Source organism: Acinetobacter sp. UBA2581 (assembly GCF_002339435.1).
GTDB lineage: Bacteria > Pseudomonadota > Gammaproteobacteria > Pseudomonadales > Moraxellaceae > Acinetobacter > Acinetobacter variabilis.
Map to the genome: position 1 here is coordinate 36,036 of NZ_DDLD01000082.1, position 25,794 is coordinate 61,829.

The window sequence follows — 25,794 nt, forward strand, 5'->3', positions numbered from 1 at the left end:
GGGGGCGTATGCCTGACAGTGAAACGTATGGGGTGCGAGTTGAGAAAAAATTAGATCAACTGCGCTTGGAAATGGGTGAATTAAACAACAACGTCATTCGCTTAACTGAACGGAATGAATATTACCAGTCACAAGCTGTGGCAAACCGACGGGATATTGATCTGCTTCAGGCGGATATGAACCAGGCTAAAGGAGGGCTCACCTTTGCGAAAGCCCTAGGTGGAACTGCTATTGGGCTACTCATTGCCTTTGGTTCATGGATAGTTCAAGGGAGCACAGCACTTGCTAAAGAAAATGCAGGACTAAATCAAAAATTAGCCATTATCGAATCAAAGCAGATCCGCATGGATACAGACCTGGCAGCAATGCGGAACCAGATTGATCAACAAAAAAACAAACAGTGAAGAGAGATAAGATGAAATTAATTAATGAAAGTGTTTGGAAGTTTGACTCAGTAAAATACGGCGCCTATATGGCGCTTTTTTTATCCTGCGTACATTTAGTTTTACAGGAAGTGTATAACGCCAATGTCTTGCCTGAACCGTATCAAACGATTGCTTCATTGGGCTTGATGTTCTTGGCGGTGCTGATTGGCCGTAAAAAGGCTCAGCCAAATCTATCGCAATCTTTAGGTTTTGCCACTATCACGGCAGGACATAGCAATTCTGATCCTGGTGCAGTGAATGGCAAAATTAAAGAAGCTGATTTGGTGACTAATTTCAGGAATGCGGTTTCTTTTTATTTACGTGAGGCAGGCATTCAGGTCAAAAATGATGGTACCGGATCACAGAATGATCCGCTTTCATCGGCCATCAAGTTGATCAAAGGATCTAGTGTTGCGGTTGAATTCCATATGAATGCTGCGACTTCGAGACAAGCGAATGGAGTAGAGACAATTGCCTTGCCAAAAGATAAGAAATTGGCACAGGATCTATCTGCAGCTGTAGCAACAGCACTAGGAAGCCGATTACGTGGTAACAATGGCTGGATTGATCAAAGTCAATCTGCTCGTGGAAGTTTAGGTTATATCAATGCTGGTGGCTTGATTGTAGAGCTTGGTTTTATTTCGAATGAAGCTGAGCTTGCAGCATACCAGGCACGCTATTGGATTGCAGCAAAAGCTGTGGCCAAAGTGCTGATTGATTATGAAAAGTGCAATTAAGATTTTACTGCTGTGCAACCCTGGGGTTCACAGCTTTTTTAAAACTTTAATATAATGCTTGGCTTGAAAAATTAATCTTTATTGCATTTAGTGTCTTGGCCTAAAGCACGTAGTCTATCTCGCTCCAAACGCTTTTGAAGTAAATTTTGATTGGCTTTTTCTGTTAATAGCTGAGCTTTCATCAAATGAAGAGTAAGCTTAGAATTGTTAGCATCAGATGGCGTGATGGTTGTTTTAAACAAATAGGTGTCATAAGGTGCTTTACCAAAAAAAATGGCAAGATTTTTTTCCCGATCTAAATTTGCATCAACTAATACATATGAATTCGCAGTTTTTACCTGCTCACATCTTAAATACGCTTGCTTTAAATTCGCATAAGCATCTACATATCCCAATGGAACATCTATTGACCCACCTTTGCCAATTGACTTAGAGATTAATTCACTTTCAGAAGTCGGCAAGATCATTTTTACGCAGCCCTGTAATAGGACTAAGGATGCCAATAATCCGAAAGTAGCTGTTTCTTTAATATACTTTGATACTTTTGAGATTTGCATGCTCAACATCTTCAACAATTCGTTTTTTAATTACAATAGAGTCTGGATCGTTTGATTTAAATCTTGAATCCACTTCATATTCGGCAATAAATACTCTTGGCTTGCTGCCTGGAATACGATCAACACCAATCACATAATCTTTATTTTCTTCCAAGGTTATATTTTTAATTTCAGTGAAATAACTATGGTTACCTATTCCGCTAACAAAAACAATGTCATGTTGACCAACCGGTAGTTTTAATTTTGCTTGCGAGTAATCAAATCGAGTCATTGTAGTAGAAGGGCTGATGATTGAATTCTCAACAAATCTTACGCGTTTTCCATCAAAAGTATAAACGGTATATGGGTACGCACTAAGGGAGCCAGAACCCTGAAAAAATGTATAAGGAATAGTTTTTATCGTTGCATATTTTTGCTCTTGGCTAACGAGTTGATTTGTATATGCCGTCAACTTTTCAGAGGTGGGTGCATTCGGAGGAGTATTTAAATAACGCGCTTCTTTAGGAATATACAGTGGTAGCATAGAAACAGATTTTTTATCATCTGCAGTTTCTACAACCTGACATCCAGTTAAAAATCCCAATATCCCTAATAGTAAAAAATTTTTTATATTCATTGCCGTATATTCAAATCTGATGATAATTTCGTAAATGCAATATACTCATAAAATATTAATATTCAAATAAATTTACTGTATATTCCATATTTTTTTAAACTAACTGGCTGTAATTTAAGTAAAAGTAGCTTTATTTAAGTTTTTTAACACTGTGCCTCCTGCTATCAGGCTGCACAGCTCATTCAATTACAACGAATGTGAATGTGGGGATTTGTGTAAAGGCTCTTTGAGAGGGGGGTTGATTAAAAACTTTTAATCTTGTCTTTTATTTGAGTGTAAAGCAACCAATAGTGGCTAATGCTTGCCGAGGTTGGTCCTTTGCCTTTATCCCTCCTAATCAGCAGGTTGTTTAAGGGATATTCTTGACGATCGCAAACTATCACTTTGTCGTATTCACCAAAAACAGAGTTAAATTGATCTGCTGTTAAATCAATACAAGTGTTATTCAGCATCACCCAAGCATGTGAGCGATTATCTTTAAAGCATCCTATCCAATATTCCAAGTTAATATTATATTCCTGTCGAATATAAATAATAAAAAGATCAGAAACACCCCCGCAAGCACCTGTAGGAAAATTCCTAAATCCATAAAAATTATCCAGCACCCCATCAATCTTAAGAGAATCTAGCGCATTTCTAAAATTAAGAGCAATCTCTTTTATTTCCATAACCAACCCTTCCACCCATCCACAATATCAACCCAATCCTGCATCATCTTGCTACCTTTCAGTTTTATAACTGAAGATTATAATTTAATAAAAGATCTCAAGATGAGGCTTAATTCATTGTCATGAATTCCATACATTACATAACAATCAACTTTTGTTCGACCTGTAAAATAAAATATACTTATTGAGCAGATTAGCCGGCTCAGAAGAAATTTGGGTCGGTTTTTGCGTTTTTGATCCTGTGGATAAGTTGGAGAAAGCACCAAATAAACACCATATCAATGTAAGATACTGATTCTAAAGCGGAGTTAATAAACAATGATTTTAGTGACGGGTGGTTTAGGCTTTTTAGGCTCACATATTGCTTTAAGTCTGATGGCACAAGGACTAGAGGTCATTGTGGTCGATAATCTGGCCAATGCCAGTCTACAGACCTTAGAACGCCTTGAATTTATTTCCGGCCGCTATGTGCCTTTTGTCAAAATTGATATCCGTAACACTCCAGCATTAAATAAAGTTTTTGAACAGAATTCGGTACAGGCTGTCATTCATACGGCAAGCTTTAAATCATTGGAAGAATCAGTTTTAAAACCACTTGAATACTATAATGATAATGTCAGTTGCATCATGAGCCTGATGCGTGCCATGCAGCGTACCGGAGTGCGAAATCTGGTGCATTTATCTTCATTGGCTGTATATGGCCATTCCGGAACGGATTTAAAAGAAGATCAGGCTTTCAATTACACTTATCCAAACCCTTATATTAAATCACAGCAGATGGTGGAAGAAATCATCCGGGATACTGCCAAGACAGATAATGAATGGCGTATTGCGATGTTACGTCTTTCCAATGTCGCGGGTGCTTTTGAAAATGGCATTTTAGGTGAATGGGTGCCACCTTTACCAAAGAATATTGTGCCTCTGGCTATGCAGGTGGGTGCGAAGCAGCGTGAATATCTGGAATTGCGCCGTCAGGCCAAGACCGAAGACTATACGGTAGAACGCAGCTTTTTACATGTAATGGATGTCTGTGATGCGGTATTCAAGTCGCTACATTGGCTCTCTCAACAGCAACAATGGACTTGCGAAGCCTTTAATATTGCTGGAGAGTTAATCTCAATGCAGACTTTACTGGATCAGGTTGCAGAAGTCACCCAATCTGCTGTTCCTACAGTAGATGCTTTGCCATATCCACATGCTGAAATGGATCAGCTGGGTGCTAATACGGATAAGGCCCAACAGTTATTACATTGGCAACCACGCTATACCTTGAGGAAAATGTTAGAGGATGAATGGTTGTTCTATCAGAATACGTTAAGAGGGCAGTGATTTAAAATCCTATAAGCTAATTATTGATAATAATTATCATTTGCAAAATTAATCAAACTCATTAAGATGAATGAATGGAGTACAGCATTGAAGCTGCTGTCTAAATGAGTAAAACATGGAATAACAATTGAGGTTGAGCATGCAAACACGTATTGAACATGACACGATGGGAGAAGTCGCTGTACCGAGTGAAGCACTTTGGGGCGCACAGACTCAGCGTAGTCTACAGAACTTCAAGATTGGCAATGAGCATCTGCCGCGCGCCATGATTCGTGCCATGGGCTTGGTCAAGAAAGCAGCTGCGATCACCAATGCCGAGTTAAACCAGATTCCTCATGAGTTATCGACCTATATCATCGGTGCTGCGGATGAAGTGATTAGCGGTCAATGGGATAATCAGTTCCCGCTAGTTGTATGGCAAACCGGTTCGGGCACGCAAAGTAACATGAACTGCAATGAGGTTATTGCCAATATTGCTAACCAGAAACTGGGCAATCCTTTAGGCGCACAAAAGCCTGTGCATCCAAATGATCATGTCAACCGCGCTCAATCGACCAATGACTCTTTTCCGACCGCGATTCATGTGGCAGCCAGCTTACAGATCAATGAACTGTTAATACCGGCAGTGACACGTTTACGTGATACCTTGCATGCTAAATCTCAGGAATTTGCTGAGATTGTAAAAATTGGTCGTACCCATCTTCAGGATGCCACACCTTTAACTTTAGGTCAGGAATTCAGTGGATATGTTTCTCAACTGGATCATGCCTTGATTCGTCTGTATCAGGCTTTGCAAGGGTTATATGAATTGCCACTGGGTGGAACCGCCGTCGGTACAGGCTTGAATGCCCATCCAGATTACGCCGTTAAAGCCGCGGATACTCTAGCGGAATTAACAGGTTTACCTTTTGTCACCGCTCCTAATAAATTTGAAGCTTTGGCCGGCCGTGATGCAGCAGTATTTGCTTCTGGTGCTTTAAAGACCTTAGCCGTTAGCCTGAATAAAATCGCCAACGATATTCGCTGGTTGGCAAGTGGACCACGTTGTGGTTTTGGTGAATTACGTATTCCTGAAAATGAACCGGGTTCAAGTATTATGCCGGGTAAGGTGAATCCGACTCAAAGTGAAGCCATGACCATGGTCGTTGCCCAAGTTCTAGGAAATGACACGACGATTAATGTGGCCGGTGCATCAGGGAATTTTGAGTTGAATGTCTTTATGCCAGTGATTGCTTATAACCTGTTGCAGTCTATCCAACTGCTTGGCGATGCATGTAACAGCTTTAACGATAACTGTGCAGTCGGAATCGAACCTAACCGTGACAAGATTGAGCACTTCCTGCATGATTCATTAATGCTTGTCACTGCACTCAATCCAGTCATTGGTTATGAGAATGCAGCTAAAGTGGCCAAGGCTGCCTATAAAGAAGGTAAAACCTTAAAACAGGTCGCAGTAGAACTTGGATTGGTGACTGCAGAACAGTTTGATCAGGTGGTTCGTCCTGAAAATATGGTGGCTCCAAACGTAAAATAAGTCTTCTAATTATGGTTAAATAATAAAGCCCTCTAAATGAGGGCTTTATAATATCTAAGGATTATTCATACAAATTTTAATAAAATACAAGCACATGTTTTTGCTGGAAAATTCTCATTCAATTGAGCTTGTTTATTAAATACTATGAACCATCTATCGTTCAGGTTTTGACAGATATGCAATGAAGGATTACTAATAGAAATTCCCTGATAACTAGAAAAATGAGGTAAGGGTGATGACTGACTTTGATGATGATTTTGATCTGGAAGAACCCTATCCAGATGAGGATCTATATCCAGATTATACAAAAAAGAAGTGTAGCAGCTGTAGTGGCACCGGCTATAACGCTATGGAAGCCAAACAGTGTATCGAATGTATGGGAACCGGCAAAACTGGTGAGATAGATTAACTCAACTCATAATTGTTTATTAAGCCTGCTCTATGAGTGGGCTTTTTTATTCTCTTCATCTGGAGTTCTTAATTTTATAGATTCATGAGCAAATAAAAGAAAGAATCTAAAATTACGGGTGAAATCGTATTAGAAGGAGGTTTAGAGATAACTATTGAAGTTTTTTTAGTGCTAAAGCTTATCCTCATGGCTTCTCATACCGAATTAACATTGAATAAGCGTATATAGCTGCTAAAATGCAGTTCGTTTTTACTGCTGTTTTGTCGTTTATTCCGCATGAGTTTCTATAGCATATGAATAAACATCCATAAAGTGGCAGGTTGTTTAAGGAAAATTTAATGCTTGATATTTATTTAACAGATGTTCAAAAAAAGATTCAATTCAAGGATTATCCAGGTGAGCATCCTGTTAAATTTATTCTGAATTTTAAAAAGATTTTTCCAAGTGTAATGGAACTTCTTTTACCTGTTCTCCCGGAAAATGAAAATCTTGATGAAATGACCTGGGAATCAACCACTCAGGACTTTGAGACATTTCAGATGTTATTAACAGGGTGGGGCATTATTGAATTGCGTTTAAATGCGATCACCCAGTATAAAGATAAGACATTTGCAGATCAGTTGGTGAAAGAGGCGCAGCAAAAACGCAGAGAATATCAGAAGAAACATCTTAAGCTTTCTAGTGTGGATCTGGATTATCTATTTATGCATGATGTGCATGGCTTGATTGATGCTGAACTGGTAGAACTAGGTGAAAAATTCTATTTACCAACCTTACGTGATCTTTGGAAAAATAAAGTCTCTGCTCAAGTGCTTAATGCTAAATTCTAAGAAAATTTAAGCTGATTCATTCAATTTCATCCTCCAAATTGGGGGATGATTTTTTATAGCGATTTCTAAGAATTGACATTTCCCTTATGACAATAAATAGCCTAAGCAAATTTCTATATTTATCATCAAAACAACTTTCTGCTACATCATTGAACATGGTGACTTATTTTAAAACAGAAATTGGCTCAGAAAAGGGCATTTATTTTATCGTTTGATAAAAAATAAATTAAAAAAATATTCTTTATCAAAAGAATATATAAAGATATTACTTTAATAATATAGCTATTCCAGTCATATTTTTTTAAGCTATCAGTACTAATGAGTAAATGAATCACAGAATTCTTATTCATTAGATTTCCTTCATAAAAATAAGTGAAGGTTCCAGTTTTCCCGAAGATATATCCAAGGATTTAACCGAATGTCGAATCAGTTTTTAGATTTAATTACAAAACGCCGTACTATTTATGCCATTGGTAAAAATGTAGAACAGTCTCCTGAATATTTAACTGATTTGATTCAAAATGCGATTAAGCAAAGTCCGTCATCTTTTAACTCGCAATCATCTCGCGCCGTTATTTTATTCAATAGCGAACATGAAAAATTCTGGGGCTTTGTCGCTGATAAATTAAAAAGCTATGCCAAAGATGAAGAAAGTGCTGCAAAAACGACTGCAAAAATGGCAACCTTTGCTGCAGGTACGGGTACAGTTTTATTCTTTGAAGATCAAAATGTAGTAAAAGGCTTGCAAGAGCAATTCCCATCTTATGCCGAGAATTTCCCAATCTGGGCAGAACATTCAACTGCTATTGCTCAGTTCTCTACCTGGACAGCATTGCATACTGAAGGCTTGGGTGCATCTTTACAACACTATAATCCGATAGTAGATGAGCAGGTTCATGCAGAGTGGGATATTCCAGAAAACTGGAAACTTCGTGCTCAACTGGTATTTGGTTCAGTTGAAGGTGAAGCACGTGCGAAAGATTATCTGGAAGATGATCAACGCTTCAAAGTTTTCCAATAAGCTTAATTTCCGATCTGTCTTTAATCATTTTTAAGGACAGATCTCCAGGTTGTTTATAAAAATACGCATTAGATTTTTTAAAACTAGGCTAAACTAAAGCGGTATTTAAAGAATTTAATGAGTCAAACCGAATGTCGAAAAACACGCAGAAGTTATCACCATTACAGGAACTGATTGCAGAGCAGAAATTACTGTGTGAAGAGGTCGGTTCTGCCTATATAGAAGTCAGTGGGGATGATGTTGTTGCAGTGGCTGTACATACTTTGAAGCAGGATCCAATTGTCGGAATCCGTAGAAAGCCTGAGACAGAAGAAAATATTAGTTGGTATATTTATGGTGGTGAACTGGCTTCAAATGAAGATGCTTTTGAAACCATGACTGTGCGTGAGTTACAGGATATCGCCCCTGAAGTTTTACCTTATCTGGCTTTAGAGCAGGGCTACCGCTTCATGATTGATGCAGATGATTATGAAGATGTCTGGAAAGAAGAAAACTAAAAGAAGACCTTCGAAATGATCAAATCCTCATCTTTAATATGTACTTTCTTTATTTGCATGCAATTGAACAATATGGCTTTTGCCGAAAAGCTTTCACAAGCGGATTATGATCAGTTTATTGCTGCGCAAACAAAAATAGTCAATGAAACCAAACATATTTTAGATGAGCCAGATCAGAATGCAGATGCACAAAGTCAACGTCAGGCATTCTGCCAGCGTTTAACGGCTTATGAAGAGATTCAAAAAGTCTCTGAAGAAAATCAAGAGCTCAATATGGCGCCCACAATGGCTATGATTGCTAAAAACTTTTTGGATCGACAAGCACAGAGTATGAATAATTCAGGTATGACCACCGCAATATTTTGTAAGAGTAGGGAAGTGTAATTAATCCATAAAAGCAAGAGCATTATCTTGAGTTTTAATAGCCACCATCATCATTTAAAAATGCATCCTTCTGTTCTGGAATGGAAACTTTGACAGTTGGAATAGAGTAACTCGCTGCTGTTAATCGAGCTATATTGAAATCCTTAGTTCCTACTTGAGGGATAATAGGTATTTGACCTGTTCGAACAATTTCACCATAAACTATCGTGATCAATTCTGCTGGAGTTAAACCCGCTTCTGCTATTACACATTCTGCTGATTCAACAATGTCTTGTTCCACTAAGAATTCAATGCTTTTTTTAACTAAATTGTTCATAAGATAGCCTTAGAATACATTTTATACACTACTTTAAACTATCAGATATGAAGCATATAGAAGCTAATGAAATTAAATATTCATATCTTATTTAGGAATGTTGATCTTGATAAAGGTATAGACGGATAAAAAAGGGTAGGGCCAAAAAATTAGCCCCTTTTTTCGACTTTCAGCTTGTTTATAAAATGCATAAATACTCTGATACGTAGCATATGGATTTCAGTGCTTTTTAAATTATTCATTAAATAAACTTTATAAAAATCTATTTATATACAAATTTTACCGGGTAAATATCAGCTACTTTTGAAATTTATTAAGAAATATTTATATGTTTCTTTTTTACTCAAACGAAGGGCGGTAAAATCATTGCACGCTAAAATAGCCTAAGCAAAATTTTAAATTATGTCATTAGCAATTGATTAACTTCCAATATAACTCCACTATTAACACCTAACATAGGAAATCACGGAATTCTCAAATGATCCTGAATTATCAAATACAAACCCATGAAACATCAACTTTAGCCCCAATGGTATTTATTCACGGTTTATTTGGTAGTTTAAGTAATTTAGGTATGTTAGCCAGACATTTTTCAGAGCAGGCAACTACGATTCAAATTGATGTCAGAAATCATGGTTTATCTGGCCATTCTGATGAAGTGAATTATCAAATCATGGCCAAAGATATTTTAGAAACTTTAGCCAGTTTAAATATTAAAAAATTTATTGCAGTCGGGCATTCAATGGGCGGAAAAATTGCCATGAAGCTGGCAGACCTAGCGTCTGATTTGATTGAAAAACTGGTTGTATTAGATATCACGCCAATTCAATATCAAGAAAATCATCATTCTGAAATATTTAAAGCCTTGTTTGCAGTCCAGCAGGCGCAAGTCGCTTCACGAAATGAAGCAGCAAAAATTATGCGTGAATATATTCAAGAGGAAATGGTCATCCAGTTTCTTTTAAAATCATTCAATAAAGGGCAGTGGTTATTTAATGTGCAAGCACTGTTTGATCATTATGAAGATATTACTGCTTGGGAGAAGATAGAAAAAAATGAAATTCCAGCGTTATTCTTAAGAGGTGGAAATTCATCATATATCTCTAAACCTGAACATTTTGAAGCCATCAATCAGCAGTTTATTCATGCACAGATTGCAGTGATTGAAAATGCAGGGCACTGGCTACATGGTGAAAAGACGGCGGAAGTTTTGCAGTATATGCAAAATTTTATTGATGAAAAATAAATTATATTGATGAGCAGATTTACCTTCTGCTCATTCTTTATGGCTGAGATATTATTGCATGAGTTTGCAACTGACTTTCATTTATTAATTGATAAGCCATTTCAGGAGTTTTCTTCAGACCAGGCATACGATATTCCGTATGTCCGTAATCCTGAATGGATTTCCAACGTCCCCCCCAAGTGAGTCCTACTGATTCTGCGATCTGTCCATATAACTGGTAACCACGCATAGCCCATGGATCACGCTCACTAATTACTACTTTGCCATGACGCTTAAAAGCAATATCTGCAGCCAAACCAAACTGATGATAACTCTGAAAGCTTTTGGCTCGGGTAATATTACTATTCGCTGCCAGCGAGTTCTGTCTTTCAGGACTCCGATAGCCTTCAAGCAATACCAGTTCATAACCATGCTGTTCCTGCATGATTTTAAATACCATCAATAAACGCTGCTTAAAACGCGGATTCATCTTGTGCCATTTGCGATCAGCTTGATTCAGATCTTGATAGTGGTTTAAATGTATATCCTGAATATTAGAATTAAACCGTTGCGCTGAAATTACCGGTTGATGGGCATACTGATCTTCCTGTAAAGCTTCCAGAATGAGAGCTTCATCGACTTCTTCAGGTGGAGTCAAAATTTGACCTTCCAAAAGCGCATATATTTGCGGGTCGACTTTTTGTAAATAACGTGCCTCAGACATACTGGCAGAAACAGGCCGAGTCAAAGAAAAAATCAGGATACTGATAAATAATATAGACCCGGCAATCAAGATCCACCATTGTTGTAAATACCAATGTGATTGTAGATAGTCTGGAGATCCAGCCAGTTTAAATTGATGTATAAATTGCTTAATTGCGATGAACTGTTTTTTAGTTTGTGGCACCCATGCAACTAAAGAGTTCTGTATATACTGCCTAAGCTCATAGAATTGCATCAGAACCAAAATACAGCTGAGAAGAATAAAGCTGCTAATAATGATAAAAATCATCTAGCAGTCAGCCCATTCGAGCAGTTTAATATCAGCCTGATATTAAAATATTCATAAATTAAAGCATTTTTTACCAGTAAGAAACGGCACATTATTTGATATAAGTTGCTTTGTTTTATCTTCATTTTGATTTTAAGTTATTATTTTTTATTAGTTTTTGTGGATCATTTATTATAGGTTTCATTAAGGTAAATGAATCGTGATGTAGGCCTGTTCTGCTGGTGCACTAATCACATTCTGATATTGAGTAAAAATTTCTGTAGTTTCACTCGATAATATATATTTCAGACCGACAAAACTCATTAAAGTGAACAAAAGCAAAAATACCAAAATCCATAAAAATGGTAATTCATGATGAATAATATGTTTGATCTTGTCAGGTAGTGCTGCAAAAGGGGAAAACGGCGTTTTCTTACCTTTTAGGTAATCAATCTGTTCACCAACCTGGGTAATCAGCTGATTCAAACTATGCACAGACTCAAGCCGATATTTTCCATGAAAACCTAATAACAGGCAGTAGTGATAGACTTCCAGTACCGCTAAACGTTCATTATCTTTATAACGAATTTCCTCTAGATGCTCAAAGAAACGATAACCTGCAAGTTGAGAACCAAATAAACTTAACTGTAATGGATCCATCACCCAGTAATTTTGCAGATCAAAGAAACAGGCATCCTGCTGCGTGACAATGGTTTCATCTAATAAGGCACAATAAGCATATTTAGCATCCTGAATGTCTTCGGAAGAAAATTGCTGTTTACGTGCCTGATGTTCAAAATAGTTTAGCATTTCTAGGATCTTTTCACGAAACGATGCTGGATGCGAAGGGATATAATGATTTTTTAGCAAAAAGACGATATAAAACCCGTCATAGAGAAGATCAATCAGATTGGTCGTCACATGAGATTTCTGATCAGTCATTTGAGTAAAAATCTGTGCAGATCCGATTTGGCCATCATCAAATAGCGATGGTGCAGAATTTGTAATTGTATTCATAATGATACTTATCCTTTCATGACTGCAATAAGTTCAATCCTGATATCCTGAAATCCATTCGGGATATAGATACAAATCGATTCTGAATCGAACATGCGTTGATACAAATCGTTATTCGGTTCAATTTCGAAATAGCTGACTCCAGAACGAACCGGGATCGCTGTTGGTACCTGAATTAAATGTTGAATTGGAGTAGCTGGGAGGGCTGCAATGACTCGCTGTTCAACATCAACTGTACTGCCAACTTTAAAACGGATCGGCACATAAGCAATTAAATCTTGGACAGGCATTACACTGCTTGAAACAGCCAGATATAGACGTGTATCTCGGGTAATCTTGTCGGTTTCCAGACTGCCAAGCCAATAGGATGGTCGGGTTTCTTTTAAGGAGATGCTGATATAACGATTCGAGATAATGGTATCCAGTAGATTTCTTAAAATGATATCTAACTGATTGAAGCTTTCGTATAGATGATAGTGCTGATATTTAGGCAGTTGATCGACATCATAAGTAGTCGAAAAAGTTAGCAATGAGCCAGTTAGGCGTAATAGTTCACTATAGAGACGTTCAGGATGAATAATCGGATACTGCAAAATATGGTTTAGGCTCGCATATGCAGTATTTAAGGCATTGACCAGCCAGAAAGACACAATATCCCCAGAACGGAATTCAATCAGTTTCTGTTCATTTTCCCGATTATTACTCTGAATGGTCTTGATCTTTGCTTGGATAATATTCAAGGTGCTTTGTAAATTAACCAAAAGATTTTCATTGGCCTGTATATGTAAAATTGGTGGGATAAATTTATGATCAAAAATAAAATTCCCTGAACTTTGTCGTTTAATTCGACCTACTGGAAGATACAGGTAGCCATCCATGTGATGCTGAGGTTCTTGGCTACCTTCAAATATTTTTAATTCAGCACGACGGCGCAATAATGTAATCTCAGCAGTACTTGCATCGGTAAACAAGTCATGAGTTGAACTTAAATGGGAATGATAACGGCTAGGTCGGGCTTGATCAGCATGACTGACATTCTGTTTATTTGGCTGCACCATCGGTAAGGCCAAATAAATTTGCATTTCACCTTGTAAATTCAGTGTATCTAGCTGAACCGGTTCAGGTAATAAATCCTTTGCAGGTGCCTGATAAATTTCCCCATCTTGCCAGATCATTTCAACTTTATTTAATGCCAGAATTTGCATTCCAAGTTGAGCTTCATCAAACTCAATCGACTGAATGCCATGAGCAAAAGGGAGAGTCGCACGAATGGTGTGATTCAGTCGCTGTTCGTGATAGGCATCCTGTAATTGAAAATGTTGAGGTCTTAAAAACAGACCTTCACCCCAAAGTATTTTTTCTGCTTTAAACATTGAGATTTCACCACTCGCAGCTTGATTCATTTTGGGCAGGGACGCCTAATAATTCATGTAGATGTTCTAAAGGATTTTCATTTTTAATCACTTTGGCCAGCCACTCATGTAAAGGCATTTGGCTCCATGTAATAGTCTTTTGCAGCATATAGCTCACCGGACTATGTGGCTCATTCATCTGAAAATAATCGGCAATTTCTTTCAGAATCTGTATAGCCTGTTCACGATTAACAATATGATTTTGATTATGGAATTGAACAGATTGCTGGAAAGTTGGCAGCACCTGACCTGAAGAAAGGTTTATTTCATTTTGTGCAAGTATCTGAGCCATTTGATAATCGGCTGGAGCCGGAGATGCAGATTTCGTTGAACTTATGTCTTTTTTATATATCCGCTGAATATTGGCAAAAATAGACTCTAATTGAGCATCAGCTGCAGCAAAACTTGGCCCATCTATTCCAAGAAGTTCATCAAGCGCAGACTTGAACTGTTGCCATTGATGTTGAATCTCTAATAAATACTGATAATTTTGCTGTTGAACTTCTTTAGGAGTATTAAGCAATAACTGCTCAAAGTGCTCTAACTTTTGCTCTGTGCCTTCTTGTGCTTCTAAATCATCTACTTGTTGTTTACGTTTTTGATTCTGTAAATATAGAAAATTGTCATAGTCTTTCAGGCTATAAAAAGGAGATTGCTGAATAAGAGAAACCTGCTTGATTAATCTCGGAAGTTGAGTAATAAAACCTTCCAATAATCCCAAGCGTTGATCCAGATCATCCTCTTCAATTTTTGGATGCAATTGCAACCAGTATTGCTCCAGGCTACGATGGTAAAGTTCCAGGCCTCGGGCAATACCTTCAAAACCATATAGATGACTCCAAGCTTCAATCAGCCAAGCATATAAACGGATATCTTTGGTTTTTTCAGTCAGTAGTTCTATCGACTTTATTTCTACTTAAGCCCAATCTGCTTGCTTGGGTTCGGCAACCCATTCTCCCTGATCCAGTAAAGGATCATCCTGTATTCTGGCACTTTTAATACTTAGAAATTCGTTCGAAAATGAGCAATCTATACCGCAAGGATGCTCTACAGAAATTTCTTCAAATAAATATTCAAATTCCAATGTCATTATGAATCCTAATTATTCTTATTTTAATCTTTGCTGTTTAAGCAGCATTTGCCTTATTTTTCTTGGAATGCCTTTTTTTGAGTACTGATAATTCTGTATCCAGATGATAATAGAAAGTATCTTCCTGAACATCGATATGAATCAGTTTTGGCAGCTGATTTTCACTCATAGCCACCAGTAATTTTGTCGCCAGATCTGGCAATATGGATGCATTTAAAATGTGATCAATATTTCGTGCACCACTATCTATTTCTGTACATCGACTGAGTAATAATTCCAGTACCTCATCGCTATAGCTTACCTGAGTCACATACTGCTGCTGAATCCTCTTGGTAATTTTCCCTAATTTATGCTGAATTATCTGGATTAACAGTTCATCTGAAAGCGGATAATAAGGAACAATTCGCATGCGTCCTAAAAATGCTGGTTTAAACTGCTTATAAAGGCTTGGTTTGAGATGTTCAATTAAGGTATCTGCATCTGGCCATTGATCAACTTCCTGATTTATACAGGATTGCATAATGACATGTGAGCCGACATTCGAGGTCAGCAAAATGGTGGTATTTTTAAAGTCAATCAGGCGACCTTCGCTGTCTTCGAGCACACCTTTATCGAAGACCTGATAAAATAATTCTTGTACATCTGGGTGGGCTTTTTCGATTTCATCCAGAAGTACCACACTATAAGGATTGCGGCGAACGGCTTCTGTTAATACACCACCTTGACCATACCCAACATAGCCCGGGGGTGCACCTTTCAAAGAAGAAACCGTATGCGCCTCTTGATACTCGGACATATTAATCGTGATTAGATGCGATTCACCACCATAGAGTTCTTGAGCAAGACTCAGTGCAGTTTCGGTTTTTCCAACTCCACTTGGGCCGGTGAGTAAAAATACTCCTTGAGGTTTATTTGGATCTTCCAGTCCAGCTTTGGACGTTTTAATGCCTTGAACCAGTTGTTCTAAAGCATAATCCTGGCCCATGACTCGCTGTGAGAGTTTATTTTTCAGATTAAGAATCTGCGAAATATCATTATTCATCATTTTACCGACTGGAATTCCAGTCCAGTGCGAGATAATTTCATTAATGATGTTGGCATCTACACGCTCATAAACCAACGAACTTTGCGCCTGAATCTTAGCTAATGTTTGACGTAGTTGATGAATCTGGTGTTGATCAACCGATGCTTCCGATTTAGTTAAGCCATGAATCTCATGAATAAGCTGCAGCTCTTGTTGCCATTGATTATGAGTCTGATTAATCTCTTGTTGAATGGAATGAATCATATCTAACAGCTCTTGTAATCGATCAGTTCGATATGAAGTTGTCTGTTCTTGATCAAGAAGTCGATATTCTAGTTTGAGATTATGCAGCTTAGCCTGTAACTGATCCAATTTGGCAGGTTGAGCATTTTGGCTCAAGGCCACCCGTGCAGCCGCAGTATCTAATACACTAATTGCTTTGTCCGGTAACTGACGGCCACTGATATAACGATGTGATGCATGCACAGCAGTACGAATGGCTTCATCATCAATCTGGATTTGAAAATGCTGGCTCATCACAGGAACCATAGCACGAAGCATATCGATGGCGACCTGCTCAGTTGGTTCTTCAACTTTGATTACCTGAAAGCGGCGGCTCAATGCAGCATCTTTTTCAAAATAATGTTTATATTCAGCCCAAGTCGTCGCTGCAATAGTTCTTAATTCACCACGTGCTAGCGCCGGTTTTAACAAATTCGCTGCATCATTCTGACCAGCTTGGCTACCCGCTCCAATCAATGTATGTGCTTCATCAATGAAAAGAATAATAGGGTGGGTAGAGGATTGTACTTCTGCAATGACTTGCTTGAGGCGATTTTCAAATTCACCTTTGACACTGGCACCTGCCTGTAATAAACCCATATCCAATACGTGTAACTCAACTGTTTTAAGAGCATTCGGAACTTGGCCATTGACAATTTTCAATGCTAAACCTTCAACTACAGCAGTTTTTCCCACGCCTGGTTCACCAGTGAGAATAGGGTTGTTCTGACGACGGCGCAACAGAATATCCAGCATTAACCCGATTTCGAATTCACGCCCAATCACTGGATCAATATCACCACGACGAGCCTTTTCAGTCAGATTAATCGTATACTGGTCAAGCGCTGGTGTCTTTTTTGAAACACTAGATAAATCAGGGGAAGGAATAGAGGGTTGAGGCACTTTAAGTTGTTCAATACTTTTCTGGCAATGTTCCAGAAATTGATGTTTCATGCTATCCACAGGGAATTGTGCAAAAAGAGAAGATGCCTGAAGAGCCATTTGATAAAGCTCTGGCGAAATCAGTAAAGCGACTAACAAGTGGCCACTACGAATCACTGGGTTTTGATCTGCGGATGCCAGCAACCAGGCTTGTTCCAAGAGCTGAATAATCGATTTGGCAAAAATAGGGGTACGGGAATTTCCCTTGCTAAGCTGCTGGATACTTTGTTCAAGCTGATTAATCAGATGGTCTTTATCAATACAATGTTTTGCTAATAATATTTTTAAATCATTCAATTCTGGATGCTGGAGTAATTCTAGAAAAAAATGCTCGATCTCAATTTCATAATTTTTTTGCTGGATACAGGTATTGGCAGATTTCTCAAGACATAGGCGTGCATGTTCAGAAAGTTTCAAAATCAAAATTTTTAGATTATTCATGAGTTTCTCATTATTGTTAGCATACAAAACTTTATAATTTTTAAATGGATAGCTGTGTTTTTTATATTTATTAAAATGAATATTTCTCTATTTTTATCCGGCCCATATTTATACTTTTTATGAAAATTGACCGAACAATTTTGGCTCATTTTACTCAAATAAAAATAAAAGTCTGTATCTTTCATCAGAATTTTGTCAATTCTTAAAATTTTTAGTCACTAAGTCCGTTAATCTTTTTTAGCTTGACTTCTCCTTAATGTTTTATGTTAAATCCGCCAAACGATTGTCAAATAAAAATAATATTTAGACATTAAAAAATATAACAACAAACAAAAATAACTGAGGCTCATTTTGAAAAAGTATATAAGTTTCATATCATTATTTATATTTGGTACAGCCTGTCTTTACCTTCCACAAGTACATGCTGCTGAATTAAAAAAATCATGTATTAAGGTCAATCCTTATGCCGCGGGTGAAACAGACCCAACATTAATTGGCTTATATCAACAGCTTTGTGATAAATCAGCGAAAAAAAATATTCCTTTACAACATGAACTCAATACACAAATTGTGAAACGTTATGTGGAGTTAGGTTCTCATCTCAAAGCACTCAATTTGATTGATCAATTACACCGCCAGCAACAGTATAACCAGACTTTAACGGACTTGAGTTTTATGGCAGGGATTGCTATTTCATCAAATGCTTTACAGCAAATGCGTAGTACAGAAGTTCGTGCCTTAAATGAAACGACCTATCCTCAAGCTAAACTATTGGCTGAGAATATTCAGTTTGCAAAACCTGCACTAGCGCCAGTTGAGTTTAAATCACATACTGTTTCAAATACCAAAAATAGCAAGAAACAGACTGCTGCAAGTACGAAGCGATCTACTACAACCAGCACTAAAACAAAAAATGTAGTCAAATCTGCTCCTATTAAAAAGACTGAAAATATCAGTACTCGCACCAATACAGCCAGTTCTAATCCATTTGGTTCATTAAAGAATAATTAATAAGGAAACAAACAATGGCCAAACGTGAAAGCGTACAGAAAAAATTACAGCGAATCCGACCACCACGCGTACAACTGACCTATGATATTGAAGTCGGTGATGGAAAGGAAATTAAGGAACTACCATTTGTTGTGGGTGTTTTAGGCGATTTTTCTGCTTCCTCTGAGCTGGAAAAAACCAAATTAAAAGATAAAAAATTTATCAATATCGATTTAGAAAATATTGATGAAGTGATGAAATCACTTGCTCCGCGAGCAAATTTTCAGGTTGAAAATACTTTAACCGAAGCCGGCGGCACTATGGCGATTGACCTGGTATTCAATGGGATGAATGATTTTTGCCCAGAGCAAATTGTGCAACAGGTGGAACCTTTACGTAAGCTGGTTGAAGCACGTGAACGTTTGACTGATCTGCGTAATAAAATTTCCAATAGTGAACGTCTGGAAGATTTATTGGATGAAGTGCTGAAAAACACGGATCAAGTACAAAAGATCAGTGTGGAGGCTGGTGATGAATAATTATAATGCTGCAACTGCCATGGATACTGCACTTGAAGAACATTCACTTTTGGATTCAATTGTCGAGCGTAGCCGTATTGCTCGTACTGAAAAAGAACATGATCGTGCTAAAAGTTTGATTGGTGAACTTGCTAAAGAGGTTATGGCAGGGACCATTACTGTTTCTGAGAATATGACGCTGGCACTTGATAAGCGTATTGCTGAAATTGATGCCATGATTTCAAGTCAGCTTAGCAAGATTATGCATCATGAAGATTTTCAAAAAGTTGAGTCGACTTGGCGTGGTTTATATTATTTCTGCCAAGAAACACCAGCACATTCTTTAATCAAGATCCGGATGCTGAATACTACAAAAAGGGAGCTAATTAAAGATTTCCAAAGTGCGACCGATTTTGATCAAAGTACCTTATTCAAGAAAATCTATGAAGAAGAATATGGTTCATTCGGTGGCGCACCTTATGCAACCTTGATTGGTGACTTTGAATTTGATCGCACACCTGAAGATATGTACCTTCTGGAACAGATTTCTCATGTCGCTGCGGCAGCACATGCACCATTTATTTCTGCTGCAAGCCCATCAATGTTTGGACTAGAGTCATTTACTGATATTGATCGTCCGCGTGATGTTTCTAAAATTTTTGAAACAGCAGAGTATGTACAGTGGCGTTCTTTCCGTGAAAGCGAAGATGCTCGCTATGTGGCACTGACCATTCCTCGAGTACTGGGACGCTTACCTTATCATCCACGTGAAGGTACAGTGACTGAGGGCTTCAATTATATCGAGGAAGTTTCTGGTGAACATCATAATGAATACCTCTGGATGAATGCATCTTATGCATTTGGCACCCGTTTGACCAATGCCTTTGATCTGCATGGCTGGTGTGCAGCCATTCGTGGTGTGGAAGGTGGTGGTCTGGTTGAGGGCCTTCCAGTACATAGCTTCAAGACCAATGATGGTGAAGTGATTTTTAAATGTCCAACAGAAATTGCCATTACCGATCGGCGTGAAAAAGAACTGAGTGATCTTGGTTTTATTCCTTTAGTCCATTGCAAAAATACGGACTATGCTGCGTTCTTTGGTGCACAGTCTGTGCAAAAAGCCAAAAAATATGACAATGATATTGCTAATGCCAATTCTGCATTATCAGGTCAAATTCAATACATTATGGCAGTTTCACGTATCGCTCATTATTTAAAAGCCATGATGCGGGATAAAGTGGGCAGTTTTGCCTCGGCAGGAAATGTCGAAGCCTTTCTTAATGACTGGCTGTCTCAGTACATTTTACTAGACGACGGTGCTTCACAAGAAGCAAAAGCTCAATATCCGCTTCGTGAAGCTTCGATCAAAGTTGTAGAAAATCCAGCTGAACCTGGTCACTACAAGTCTGTGGTTTTTTTAAGACCACATTTTCAGTTAGATGAGCTCTCTGTATCACTCAGGTTGGTCACTGAACTGCCGCAGTCAAGTCAATAGGACTACTGCGATTAAAGAACTATAAGCATTTATAACAATAGGATAATTATTAAAATGAAAGACATTTACGTCCAATTTCGTGGCAAATATAAAGTCGATGGCGAATCACGCGATTCTGAACATAAAAGCTGGTTAGAAGTAAATTCATGGGCACACCATATCCGTCAGCCTAAATCTGCTACCTCTTCAAGTGTGGGCGGCCATACTGCAGAACGAGTTGAGCATTCTGATATGGTCTTTGTAAAGGATCTGGATGCAACGAGTCCAAAGCTTTGGGAGGCTTGCTCTGCAGGGTATACCTTTGATGAAGTACAAATTGATTTTTATCGTGCCAACGGTGACAAACGTATCAAGTATTTGCAGATCAAACTCAAGCATGTCTTGGTTTCTCAAGTGACACCAAATGTGAATCAGGAAGGCGTTCCAACTGAAACATTTGGTTTGAAATATGCTGCAGTTGAGTGGACTTATAATCAGCAGGATATTAACGGTTCGCAAAAAGGTGCAGTTACCAAGAAATGGTCATTATCAAATAATACTGCTTCTTACGCAGCTTAATTTACATGGCCTGGATAAAGGCTGATATCCCTAGCCTTTATCTTTCTCTTTTAGAAAATATCTAATGAAAAGAATATGAATCTGGATCAACTTTATCCTTATGGATTTAGAAGTACGTTATTCGAACGTTTATTACCTGTAGATGATCAATACACTGGACAAGGTTTGTCTATACAAGAATTAAGACAATCCATTGCCCATGATCTCGAAGATCTTTTAAATAATCGGATGACTCGCCTGTACCAAACGGAAGAGCATTATCCTGGGATAAAAAATTCAATTCTGCAATTTGGAATTATTGATTTTGTTGGCTTGTCGACTGCGAATCCTACAGATCGTGACAAAATTTGCCGTTCAATAGAGCAGTCGATCAGTGCTCATGAACCGCGTTTAAAACAGGTGAAAGTAGAGATGCTGATTAATGAAAATAATATGAGCAGCCTGTATTTAAGTATTTCGGCTTACTTAAATATTTCACCTTTATACGAGGTGGTGATGTTTGATGCATTACTTAAACCAACAACACAGCAATACGTTATCTTGGCTCGAAAATAAGTAGGCTGTATGTGATTGAAGATTTACTACCATATTATGAAAAGCAGTTACAGGAGTTTAGCCAGCAATCACGAGAGTTTGCTACTAAATATCCTAAAATTGCGCAACGCTTATCTTTGAATCAAGAGCATATTGATGATCCACATATTGAACGGCTGATACAGGCATTTTCGCTGATTTCAGCACGTATTGATAAAAAGCTGAATGAAAGTTATGAAATCTTTACACGCTCAATTTTTGAGGTGATGTTTCCACAATATCTAAAAACTTTTCCTGCCTGTTCAATCGTCAGCTTCGAAGATAGCAATAAGACAAAGAACTTAAAAGAAGACCATATAATTCCGAAAAATACAGTCTTAAAGGCGCGTAGTATTCGTGGTGTCCAGTGTGAATACCGTACCGTGAATGATGTCACTTTATTACCAATCCAGTTGAAAGAAGTGAGCTTTAAAACGCATCCTTCTGCCTATATTCATTTGAATCGTAATGCCACTCTCATACTTAAATTTGAAATATTTAATCAGCAACTTGAACTATTATCCCAACAAAAATTGCCTTTATATCTGGATGCGATTTCTAATTTTCCTTTACAGGTTCTCGATACGATTTTTAAGTCTGACACCCTTTTTTCTTTAAAATATCAGAATCACAAAGTTGATATTGCTCGTCCATTTGAAGGGATAGGTTTTACTGAAGAGGAGAGTATTCTTCCGATTGATCAACATACACATCAAGCTTATCGTCTGCTGACTGAATATTTCTGTTTTCCAGAAAAATTTAATTTTTTAAATCTCAATTTAAATTTTTTAAAATCTGTGATGAAAGATATTACAGATTTCGAATTGCAGATTCATTTTAAGATAGACCTGAATGATCAGGTGGTTATCCGAAATTATGCAGAGTTAAATAGTGCAAACTTCAAGCTGTTTAGCACACCAATCGTCAATTTGTTTGAAAAACAGGCTGAACCTCAAAAAATTGATCATCAACAACTCGAATATCCTTTAATAAGTGATGCCCATCATCCTGAATATTTTCAGGTTTACGGCATTACTGAGATGAATCTCTTAAGAGAAAAGAGTGACAAGAATCAACTGACTTATAAAGTGTTACCATTTTTTGCCATGAATCATTCTCATCAGGAGAACCAACAGTTTTTCTATCAGCTTTTACCAGCAGCGAATAAAAATAACAGTATTGATTTTAAATACTCGATTCTTTCCAAGAATCTAAAACCGGGAACGACGACTTCTGATTTTATTAGTGTACGCTTACTATGTACTAATAGGGATCTGCCTTATCAAAGTTATCACCAAGATCAAAACAGCTTATCTCTCAATGAAAATCATCTGGTACGGAAAGGCAAATTATTAAAACGGCCGAACTTACCTTATCGTTTTCAGCAAAAACAGCTAGAACAATGGCGAATTATTTCTCATCTGTCTTTAAATAATTTGTCTCTGATGAAAGGGGATTCAGTTAGTCATATGAAAGAGCTGCTTGAGCTTTATAACTTACCGCAAACGAAAGAAAATCAGCTCATTATTAATTCAATTCAGGCGATTGAGTTTTCTTTGGGGCAAAAGCTGATTGATCATCATCCATTTCCACTGTTTGTTCGAGGGGTTAAAGTCGAGATCCAGCTGGATACCCAAGTTTTCCGAGGTACAAGTATTTATATTTTTGCCCAGATTCTAAATCATATTTTTAATTTAAAAGTTCAGATGAATAGTTATGTGGAGATGGCTGTGCTGGACTCAGAATCAAAACAGGAGTTATACCAATGCGTGCAGAACGTTGGTGGCAAGAGACTTCTGTAATTGATCAGCTCTATCAGCGACCGACTGCATTTGAACTGGTTCAGGCAACGCGGTTACTACGACACGATCCTCAGCAGCAAAATCAGCAAAAATGGAATAATACTTTTTATTTTTTAAGTTCATTGAATCTGAATTTTCCGGTATCTGAAATTGAATCACTTCAGCTAGACGATGAACGGGTACAAATCACTAATCTGATGGTGGGGCTGACGGGGATTCAGGGGGTATTACCTTATACCTACACCCATAAAGTCAGACATGCAGTACGCCAACAGCGTGAACAAAGTCTGTATTTTTTAGGGCTGTTTAATAACAAACTCACTGTGCAATATATAGATGCCTGCCTGAACTACAACTTGCCTGTGCGGTATGAAATTGAACAGGATAATCACTACTTAAAAATTTTACATGCCTTAAATGGTTATGTGGAAGAGCAACAAGACCAACAGTACATAGATGATTATTTTGCTGAATTTGCAGGTTTAATGCAGGGACAAAATAATAGTGAATATGCTTTGAAAACCATTCTGTCCTGTATTTTTCAATTTGATTTTGAAATCAAGCAGCTGATGCCAGAGCAATTCCATTTAGATGATCAGCAGAAAAGTTCTTTGAGTGAAGCTCGACCAGTTGCACTCGGCATAAATAGCTTTTGTGGTGAAAATATTACTCAAATAGATGAAAGAATCGAAATTATGATTGGTCCTTTACGCCGAAAGGATTATCTAAATTTCTTAGCCCAAGGGACATACAACCTTAAATTACAAAAAATTATCAATACTTGGTGCAGTCCAACTATGCAAGTCGATATTCGACTGATTCTGGATAAACAAGATCTTTCATCTGTACAGCTTGGCAAAAACAATTCAATGACATTGGGTCAAGGGGCATTAATCCTGCCTGAACAGGATGAACATAATAATGAAACGTGTTATTGCTTAAAGAGGAGCATGGCATGATCAAATTTATCATTTCTGCTTTTCTGATTTTTACTATTTTAGTTGGCACTTTAGCGATCTATTACTGGCGAGATAGCAACTATGATCCATCCCAAATGGATCTGATCTGGTCTTTTATCTTGCTACCAGTTTCACTTTGTCTGCTAATTTTAAGCCCTTATTTTATTTATAAAACTATTCAAAATTTCCGAAACAAAAAACTGCAGCAACAAAAAGATCAGGAATTATCTATTTTAGTACAGCAAAAAGAAAAACAAGCTGTGAATTTAGCTCAGCAAACAGCCCAGCATTACACTTTGAACATTTTATCCAGTGCTGCTTGGCATTGTTTTGGAGAAAATGAAGAAATCATACAGTTTATGCAGCAGTTTAGAAGCCCTGAACTGGATTTCCAACTGAGCAATAATTATGGCTTGCCTCTTTTATCTTATCGTATTACAGCACTTGATCAGTGGCTGGAAAAAACTCAAGACGATGATGAAGATCAATTTTTAATTTTGACTACACGTGAACGGCGAATACAGCAGTTAATTCGGCAGCAACTGCAACAGCATGAACATAGTTTACAAGGGATTTCCCAGCAATTAAAACGGTCTGCACTTTTTTATGAGAGTGACTTTGCCTACCAATACCGTATACATCCCAGATGGAATCCAGAAAATCTTCATGAAAATTTCAATGAGAAAGAGGATATTTCTCATAAAGAGATAGAAACTGTAGTACGTTTAAATCGTCTCAATGTTTATATCTTATTAGCAGAAAATCTGATTCACACTTGGGATGATCAGGTTTTTCAAACTCAACTTTTACAGCAGTTAGAAGATGATTACTCATTCCGGGCAGATCATCTGCATATTGAATTCTATTATTTCAGCCAACCCAAGGCTTATGCTTCTTATATTGAACTTTTACAAGAGATTGCTCAGCAGCCTGAACAAGCAAACCTGATTATTATGGTGGATTCTGAAATCGATCAGGACTGGCTGGATGAACAACTTTGGCAAAATGAGCAATATATTGCTTCAGAATATGCAGCCAGTTGGTGCTTAACTGCTGAACAAGTCGTTCTTGAGGTAGTTCCTGTATTACAAAAAATAAGAATAAGCACTCAGATGAAAGAGTTAAAAAATTAGGCTCTAGACTAGCAAAATG

26 protein-coding genes and 1 pseudogene are annotated in these 25,794 nt (G+C 37.6%); 18 read left to right on the forward strand and 9 right to left on the reverse strand.

Annotated features, from left to right (window positions below):
- The first annotated feature begins 8 nt into the window (after window positions 1-8).
- Window positions 9-404 (forward strand): hypothetical protein, encoded by a 396-nt coding sequence (locus tag B3Q46_RS10335; RefSeq protein ID WP_034171137.1) that lies wholly within the window; start codon window positions 9-11, stop codon window positions 402-404.
- A gap of 11 nt (window positions 405-415) precedes the next feature.
- Entirely contained in the window at window positions 416-1,162 is a 747-nt protein-coding gene (locus tag B3Q46_RS10340; protein WP_286715260.1) for an N-acetylmuramoyl-L-alanine amidase, read from the forward strand.
- A gap of 71 nt (window positions 1,163-1,233) precedes the next feature.
- Here the strand turns inward: B3Q46_RS10340 and B3Q46_RS10345 are convergent, their stop codons facing one another.
- The 3 genes from B3Q46_RS10345 to B3Q46_RS10355 all read right to left on the reverse strand — a co-directional run bounded on the left by B3Q46_RS10345 (window position 1,234) and on the right by B3Q46_RS10355 (window position 3,003).
- Window positions 1,234-1,719, reverse strand: a complete 486-nt coding sequence (locus tag B3Q46_RS10345) for a hypothetical protein (protein WP_286715262.1) — start codon at window positions 1,717-1,719, stop codon at window positions 1,234-1,236.
- Window positions 1,688-2,335, reverse strand: a complete 648-nt coding sequence (locus tag B3Q46_RS10350) for a hypothetical protein (protein WP_286715263.1) — start codon at window positions 2,333-2,335, stop codon at window positions 1,688-1,690. The genes B3Q46_RS10345 and B3Q46_RS10350 overlap by 32 nt, the downstream gene beginning before the upstream one ends.
- Before the next feature lie 242 nt (window positions 2,336-2,577).
- Window positions 2,578-3,003 (reverse strand): hypothetical protein, encoded by a 426-nt coding sequence (locus B3Q46_RS10355; RefSeq protein WP_284888382.1) that lies wholly within the window; start codon window positions 3,001-3,003, stop codon window positions 2,578-2,580.
- A gap of 318 nt (window positions 3,004-3,321) precedes the next feature.
- Here B3Q46_RS10355 and B3Q46_RS10360 point away from each other — a divergent pair, with 318 nt between their 5' ends.
- The 7 genes from B3Q46_RS10360 (at window position 3,322) to B3Q46_RS10390 (ending at window position 9,007) form a co-directional block, all read left to right on the forward strand.
- A complete protein-coding gene (locus B3Q46_RS10360) occupies window positions 3,322-4,332 on the forward strand; it encodes an NAD-dependent epimerase/dehydratase family protein (protein ID WP_034706304.1) in 1,011 nt (336 codons plus the stop codon).
- 139 nt (window positions 4,333-4,471) lie between these two features.
- Window positions 4,472-5,866, forward strand: a complete 1,395-nt coding sequence (gene fumC / locus B3Q46_RS10365; RefSeq protein ID WP_286715269.1) for a class II fumarate hydratase — start codon at window positions 4,472-4,474, stop codon at window positions 5,864-5,866.
- A gap of 235 nt (window positions 5,867-6,101) precedes the next feature.
- The gene (locus tag B3Q46_RS10370; protein WP_286715270.1) at window positions 6,102-6,275 is read left to right on the forward strand and encodes a hypothetical protein; all 174 of its coding nucleotides are present in this window, start codon (window positions 6,102-6,104) and stop codon (window positions 6,273-6,275) included.
- A gap of 338 nt (window positions 6,276-6,613) precedes the next feature.
- Window positions 6,614-7,105, forward strand: a complete 492-nt coding sequence (locus B3Q46_RS10375) for a hypothetical protein (RefSeq protein WP_034707227.1) — start codon at window positions 6,614-6,616, stop codon at window positions 7,103-7,105.
- Between the two features lie 418 nt (window positions 7,106-7,523).
- Complete coding sequence (locus B3Q46_RS10380; RefSeq protein WP_180018270.1) at window positions 7,524-8,126, forward strand: nitroreductase family protein; 603 nt, start codon at window positions 7,524-7,526, stop codon at window positions 8,124-8,126.
- 131 nt (window positions 8,127-8,257) lie between these two features.
- A complete protein-coding gene (locus tag B3Q46_RS10385) occupies window positions 8,258-8,623 on the forward strand; it encodes an immunity protein Imm33 domain-containing protein (protein WP_175967551.1) in 366 nt (121 codons plus the stop codon).
- Window positions 8,624-8,638: 15 nt separating this feature from the next.
- On the forward strand, window positions 8,639-9,007 hold the full coding sequence (locus B3Q46_RS10390) for a hypothetical protein (protein ID WP_175967552.1): 369 nt from the start codon (window positions 8,639-8,641) through the stop codon (window positions 9,005-9,007).
- Window positions 9,008-9,041: 34 nt separating this feature from the next.
- Here the strand turns inward: B3Q46_RS10390 and B3Q46_RS10395 are convergent, their stop codons facing one another.
- On the reverse strand, window positions 9,042-9,323 hold the full coding sequence (locus B3Q46_RS10395; protein WP_286715280.1) for a damage-inducible protein J: 282 nt from the start codon (window positions 9,321-9,323) through the stop codon (window positions 9,042-9,044).
- A gap of 478 nt (window positions 9,324-9,801) precedes the next feature.
- Here B3Q46_RS10395 and B3Q46_RS10400 point away from each other — a divergent pair, with 478 nt between their 5' ends.
- Window positions 9,802-10,569 carry an alpha/beta fold hydrolase gene (locus B3Q46_RS10400; RefSeq protein ID WP_286715282.1) on the forward strand — a complete coding sequence of 256 codons (768 nt, stop codon included), beginning with the start codon at window positions 9,802-9,804 and terminating at the stop codon, window positions 10,567-10,569.
- A gap of 37 nt (window positions 10,570-10,606) precedes the next feature.
- Here the strand turns inward: B3Q46_RS10400 and B3Q46_RS10405 are convergent, their stop codons facing one another.
- The 5 genes and pseudogenes from B3Q46_RS10405 to tssH form a co-directional block, all read right to left on the reverse strand.
- Window positions 10,607-11,560: a M15 family metallopeptidase gene (locus B3Q46_RS10405; RefSeq protein WP_286715285.1), complete on the reverse strand. Its 954-nt coding sequence runs from the start codon at window positions 11,558-11,560 to the stop codon at window positions 10,607-10,609.
- Between the two features lie 183 nt (window positions 11,561-11,743).
- On the reverse strand, window positions 11,744-12,556 hold the full coding sequence (gene icmH, locus B3Q46_RS10410) for a type IVB secretion system protein IcmH/DotU (protein WP_286715288.1): 813 nt from the start codon (window positions 12,554-12,556) through the stop codon (window positions 11,744-11,746).
- 8 nt (window positions 12,557-12,564) lie between these two features.
- The gene (tssK, locus tag B3Q46_RS10415; RefSeq protein WP_286715312.1) at window positions 12,565-13,929 is read right to left on the reverse strand and encodes a type VI secretion system baseplate subunit TssK; all 1,365 of its coding nucleotides are present in this window, start codon (window positions 13,927-13,929) and stop codon (window positions 12,565-12,567) included.
- A 7-nt stretch (window positions 13,930-13,936) separates the two neighbouring features.
- Window positions 13,937-15,058, reverse strand: a pseudogene (tssA, locus tag B3Q46_RS10420) (type VI secretion system protein TssA).
- A gap of 37 nt (window positions 15,059-15,095) precedes the next feature.
- Window positions 15,096-17,747: a type VI secretion system ATPase TssH gene (gene tssH, locus B3Q46_RS10425; protein WP_286715289.1), complete on the reverse strand. Its 2,652-nt coding sequence runs from the start codon at window positions 17,745-17,747 to the stop codon at window positions 15,096-15,098.
- 351 nt (window positions 17,748-18,098) lie between these two features.
- Between tssH and B3Q46_RS10430 the strand changes: the two genes are divergently transcribed.
- The 8 genes from B3Q46_RS10430 (at window position 18,099) to B3Q46_RS10465 (ending at window position 25,775) form a co-directional block, all read left to right on the forward strand.
- The gene (locus B3Q46_RS10430) at window positions 18,099-18,758 is read left to right on the forward strand and encodes a hypothetical protein (RefSeq protein WP_286715291.1); all 660 of its coding nucleotides are present in this window, start codon (window positions 18,099-18,101) and stop codon (window positions 18,756-18,758) included.
- A 14-nt stretch (window positions 18,759-18,772) separates the two neighbouring features.
- Window positions 18,773-19,276, forward strand: coding sequence for a type VI secretion system contractile sheath small subunit (gene tssB / locus B3Q46_RS10435; protein ID WP_286715294.1), 504 nt, complete (start codon window positions 18,773-18,775; stop codon window positions 19,274-19,276).
- Complete coding sequence (gene tssC, locus B3Q46_RS10440) at window positions 19,269-20,750, forward strand: type VI secretion system contractile sheath large subunit (RefSeq protein WP_286715297.1); 1,482 nt, start codon at window positions 19,269-19,271, stop codon at window positions 20,748-20,750. The genes tssB and tssC overlap by 8 nt, the downstream gene beginning before the upstream one ends.
- 54 nt (window positions 20,751-20,804) lie before the next feature.
- Complete coding sequence (locus B3Q46_RS10445; protein WP_004785894.1) at window positions 20,805-21,308, forward strand: Hcp family type VI secretion system effector; 504 nt, start codon at window positions 20,805-20,807, stop codon at window positions 21,306-21,308.
- A 75-nt stretch (window positions 21,309-21,383) separates the two neighbouring features.
- Complete coding sequence (tssE, locus tag B3Q46_RS10450) at window positions 21,384-21,863, forward strand: type VI secretion system baseplate subunit TssE (protein WP_286715301.1); 480 nt, start codon at window positions 21,384-21,386, stop codon at window positions 21,861-21,863.
- Window positions 21,864-21,874: 11 nt separating this feature from the next.
- Window positions 21,875-23,683, forward strand: coding sequence for a type VI secretion system baseplate subunit TssF (tssF, locus tag B3Q46_RS10455; protein ID WP_286715303.1), 1,809 nt, complete (start codon window positions 21,875-21,877; stop codon window positions 23,681-23,683).
- Window positions 23,647-24,642: a type VI secretion system baseplate subunit TssG gene (gene tssG, locus B3Q46_RS10460; protein ID WP_286715305.1), complete on the forward strand. Its 996-nt coding sequence runs from the start codon at window positions 23,647-23,649 to the stop codon at window positions 24,640-24,642. The genes tssF and tssG overlap by 37 nt, the downstream gene beginning before the upstream one ends.
- A complete protein-coding gene (locus B3Q46_RS10465; protein ID WP_286715306.1) occupies window positions 24,639-25,775 on the forward strand; it encodes a hypothetical protein in 1,137 nt (378 codons plus the stop codon). Before tssG ends, B3Q46_RS10465 begins: the two co-directional genes overlap by 4 nt.
- The last annotated feature ends 19 nt before the right edge of the window (window positions 25,776-25,794 follow it).

Excerpts from the sequence above, each read along its gene's own strand:
- B3Q46_RS10335 (WP_034171137.1), top strand. The coding sequence starts at position 9 with ATGCCTGACAGTGAAACGTATGGGGTGCGAGTTGAGAAAAAATTAGAT.
- B3Q46_RS10380 (WP_180018270.1), top strand. The coding sequence starts at position 7,524 with ATGTCGAATCAGTTTTTAGATTTAATTACAAAACGCCGTACTATTTAT.
- B3Q46_RS10390 (WP_175967552.1), top strand. The coding sequence starts at position 8,639 with ATGATCAAATCCTCATCTTTAATATGTACTTTCTTTATTTGCATGCAA.
- icmH (WP_286715288.1), bottom strand. The coding sequence starts at position 12,556 with ATGAATACAATTACAAATTCTGCACCATCGCTATTTGATGATGGCCAA.
- tssG (WP_286715305.1), top strand. The coding sequence starts at position 23,647 with ATGCGTGCAGAACGTTGGTGGCAAGAGACTTCTGTAATTGATCAGCTC.
- B3Q46_RS10370 (WP_286715270.1), top strand. The coding sequence starts at position 6,102 with ATGACTGACTTTGATGATGATTTTGATCTGGAAGAACCCTATCCAGAT.
- B3Q46_RS10465 (WP_286715306.1), top strand. The coding sequence starts at position 24,639 with ATGATCAAATTTATCATTTCTGCTTTTCTGATTTTTACTATTTTAGTT.
- B3Q46_RS10395 (WP_286715280.1), bottom strand. The coding sequence starts at position 9,323 with ATGAACAATTTAGTTAAAAAAAGCATTGAATTCTTAGTGGAACAAGAC.
- tssC (WP_286715297.1), top strand. The coding sequence starts at position 19,269 with ATGAATAATTATAATGCTGCAACTGCCATGGATACTGCACTTGAAGAA.
- B3Q46_RS10355 (WP_284888382.1), bottom strand. The coding sequence starts at position 3,003 with ATGGAAATAAAAGAGATTGCTCTTAATTTTAGAAATGCGCTAGATTCT.
- B3Q46_RS10400 (WP_286715282.1), top strand. The coding sequence starts at position 9,802 with ATGATCCTGAATTATCAAATACAAACCCATGAAACATCAACTTTAGCC.
- tssH (WP_286715289.1), bottom strand. The coding sequence starts at position 17,747 with ATGAATAATCTAAAAATTTTGATTTTGAAACTTTCTGAACATGCACGC.
- B3Q46_RS10405 (WP_286715285.1), bottom strand. The coding sequence starts at position 11,560 with ATGATTTTTATCATTATTAGCAGCTTTATTCTTCTCAGCTGTATTTTG.
- tssE (WP_286715301.1), top strand. The coding sequence starts at position 21,384 with ATGAATCTGGATCAACTTTATCCTTATGGATTTAGAAGTACGTTATTC.
- B3Q46_RS10350 (WP_286715263.1), bottom strand. The coding sequence starts at position 2,335 with ATGAATATAAAAAATTTTTTACTATTAGGGATATTGGGATTTTTAACT.
- B3Q46_RS10345 (WP_286715262.1), bottom strand. The coding sequence starts at position 1,719 with ATGCAAATCTCAAAAGTATCAAAGTATATTAAAGAAACAGCTACTTTC.
- tssK (WP_286715312.1), bottom strand. The coding sequence starts at position 13,929 with ATGTTTAAAGCAGAAAAAATACTTTGGGGTGAAGGTCTGTTTTTAAGA.
- tssB (WP_286715294.1), top strand. The coding sequence starts at position 18,773 with ATGGCCAAACGTGAAAGCGTACAGAAAAAATTACAGCGAATCCGACCA.
- fumC (WP_286715269.1), top strand. The coding sequence starts at position 4,472 with ATGCAAACACGTATTGAACATGACACGATGGGAGAAGTCGCTGTACCG.
- B3Q46_RS10445 (WP_004785894.1), top strand. The coding sequence starts at position 20,805 with ATGAAAGACATTTACGTCCAATTTCGTGGCAAATATAAAGTCGATGGC.
- B3Q46_RS10360 (WP_034706304.1), top strand. The coding sequence starts at position 3,322 with ATGATTTTAGTGACGGGTGGTTTAGGCTTTTTAGGCTCACATATTGCT.
- B3Q46_RS10375 (WP_034707227.1), top strand. The coding sequence starts at position 6,614 with ATGCTTGATATTTATTTAACAGATGTTCAAAAAAAGATTCAATTCAAG.
- B3Q46_RS10340 (WP_286715260.1), top strand. The coding sequence starts at position 416 with ATGAAATTAATTAATGAAAGTGTTTGGAAGTTTGACTCAGTAAAATAC.
- B3Q46_RS10385 (WP_175967551.1), top strand. The coding sequence starts at position 8,258 with ATGTCGAAAAACACGCAGAAGTTATCACCATTACAGGAACTGATTGCA.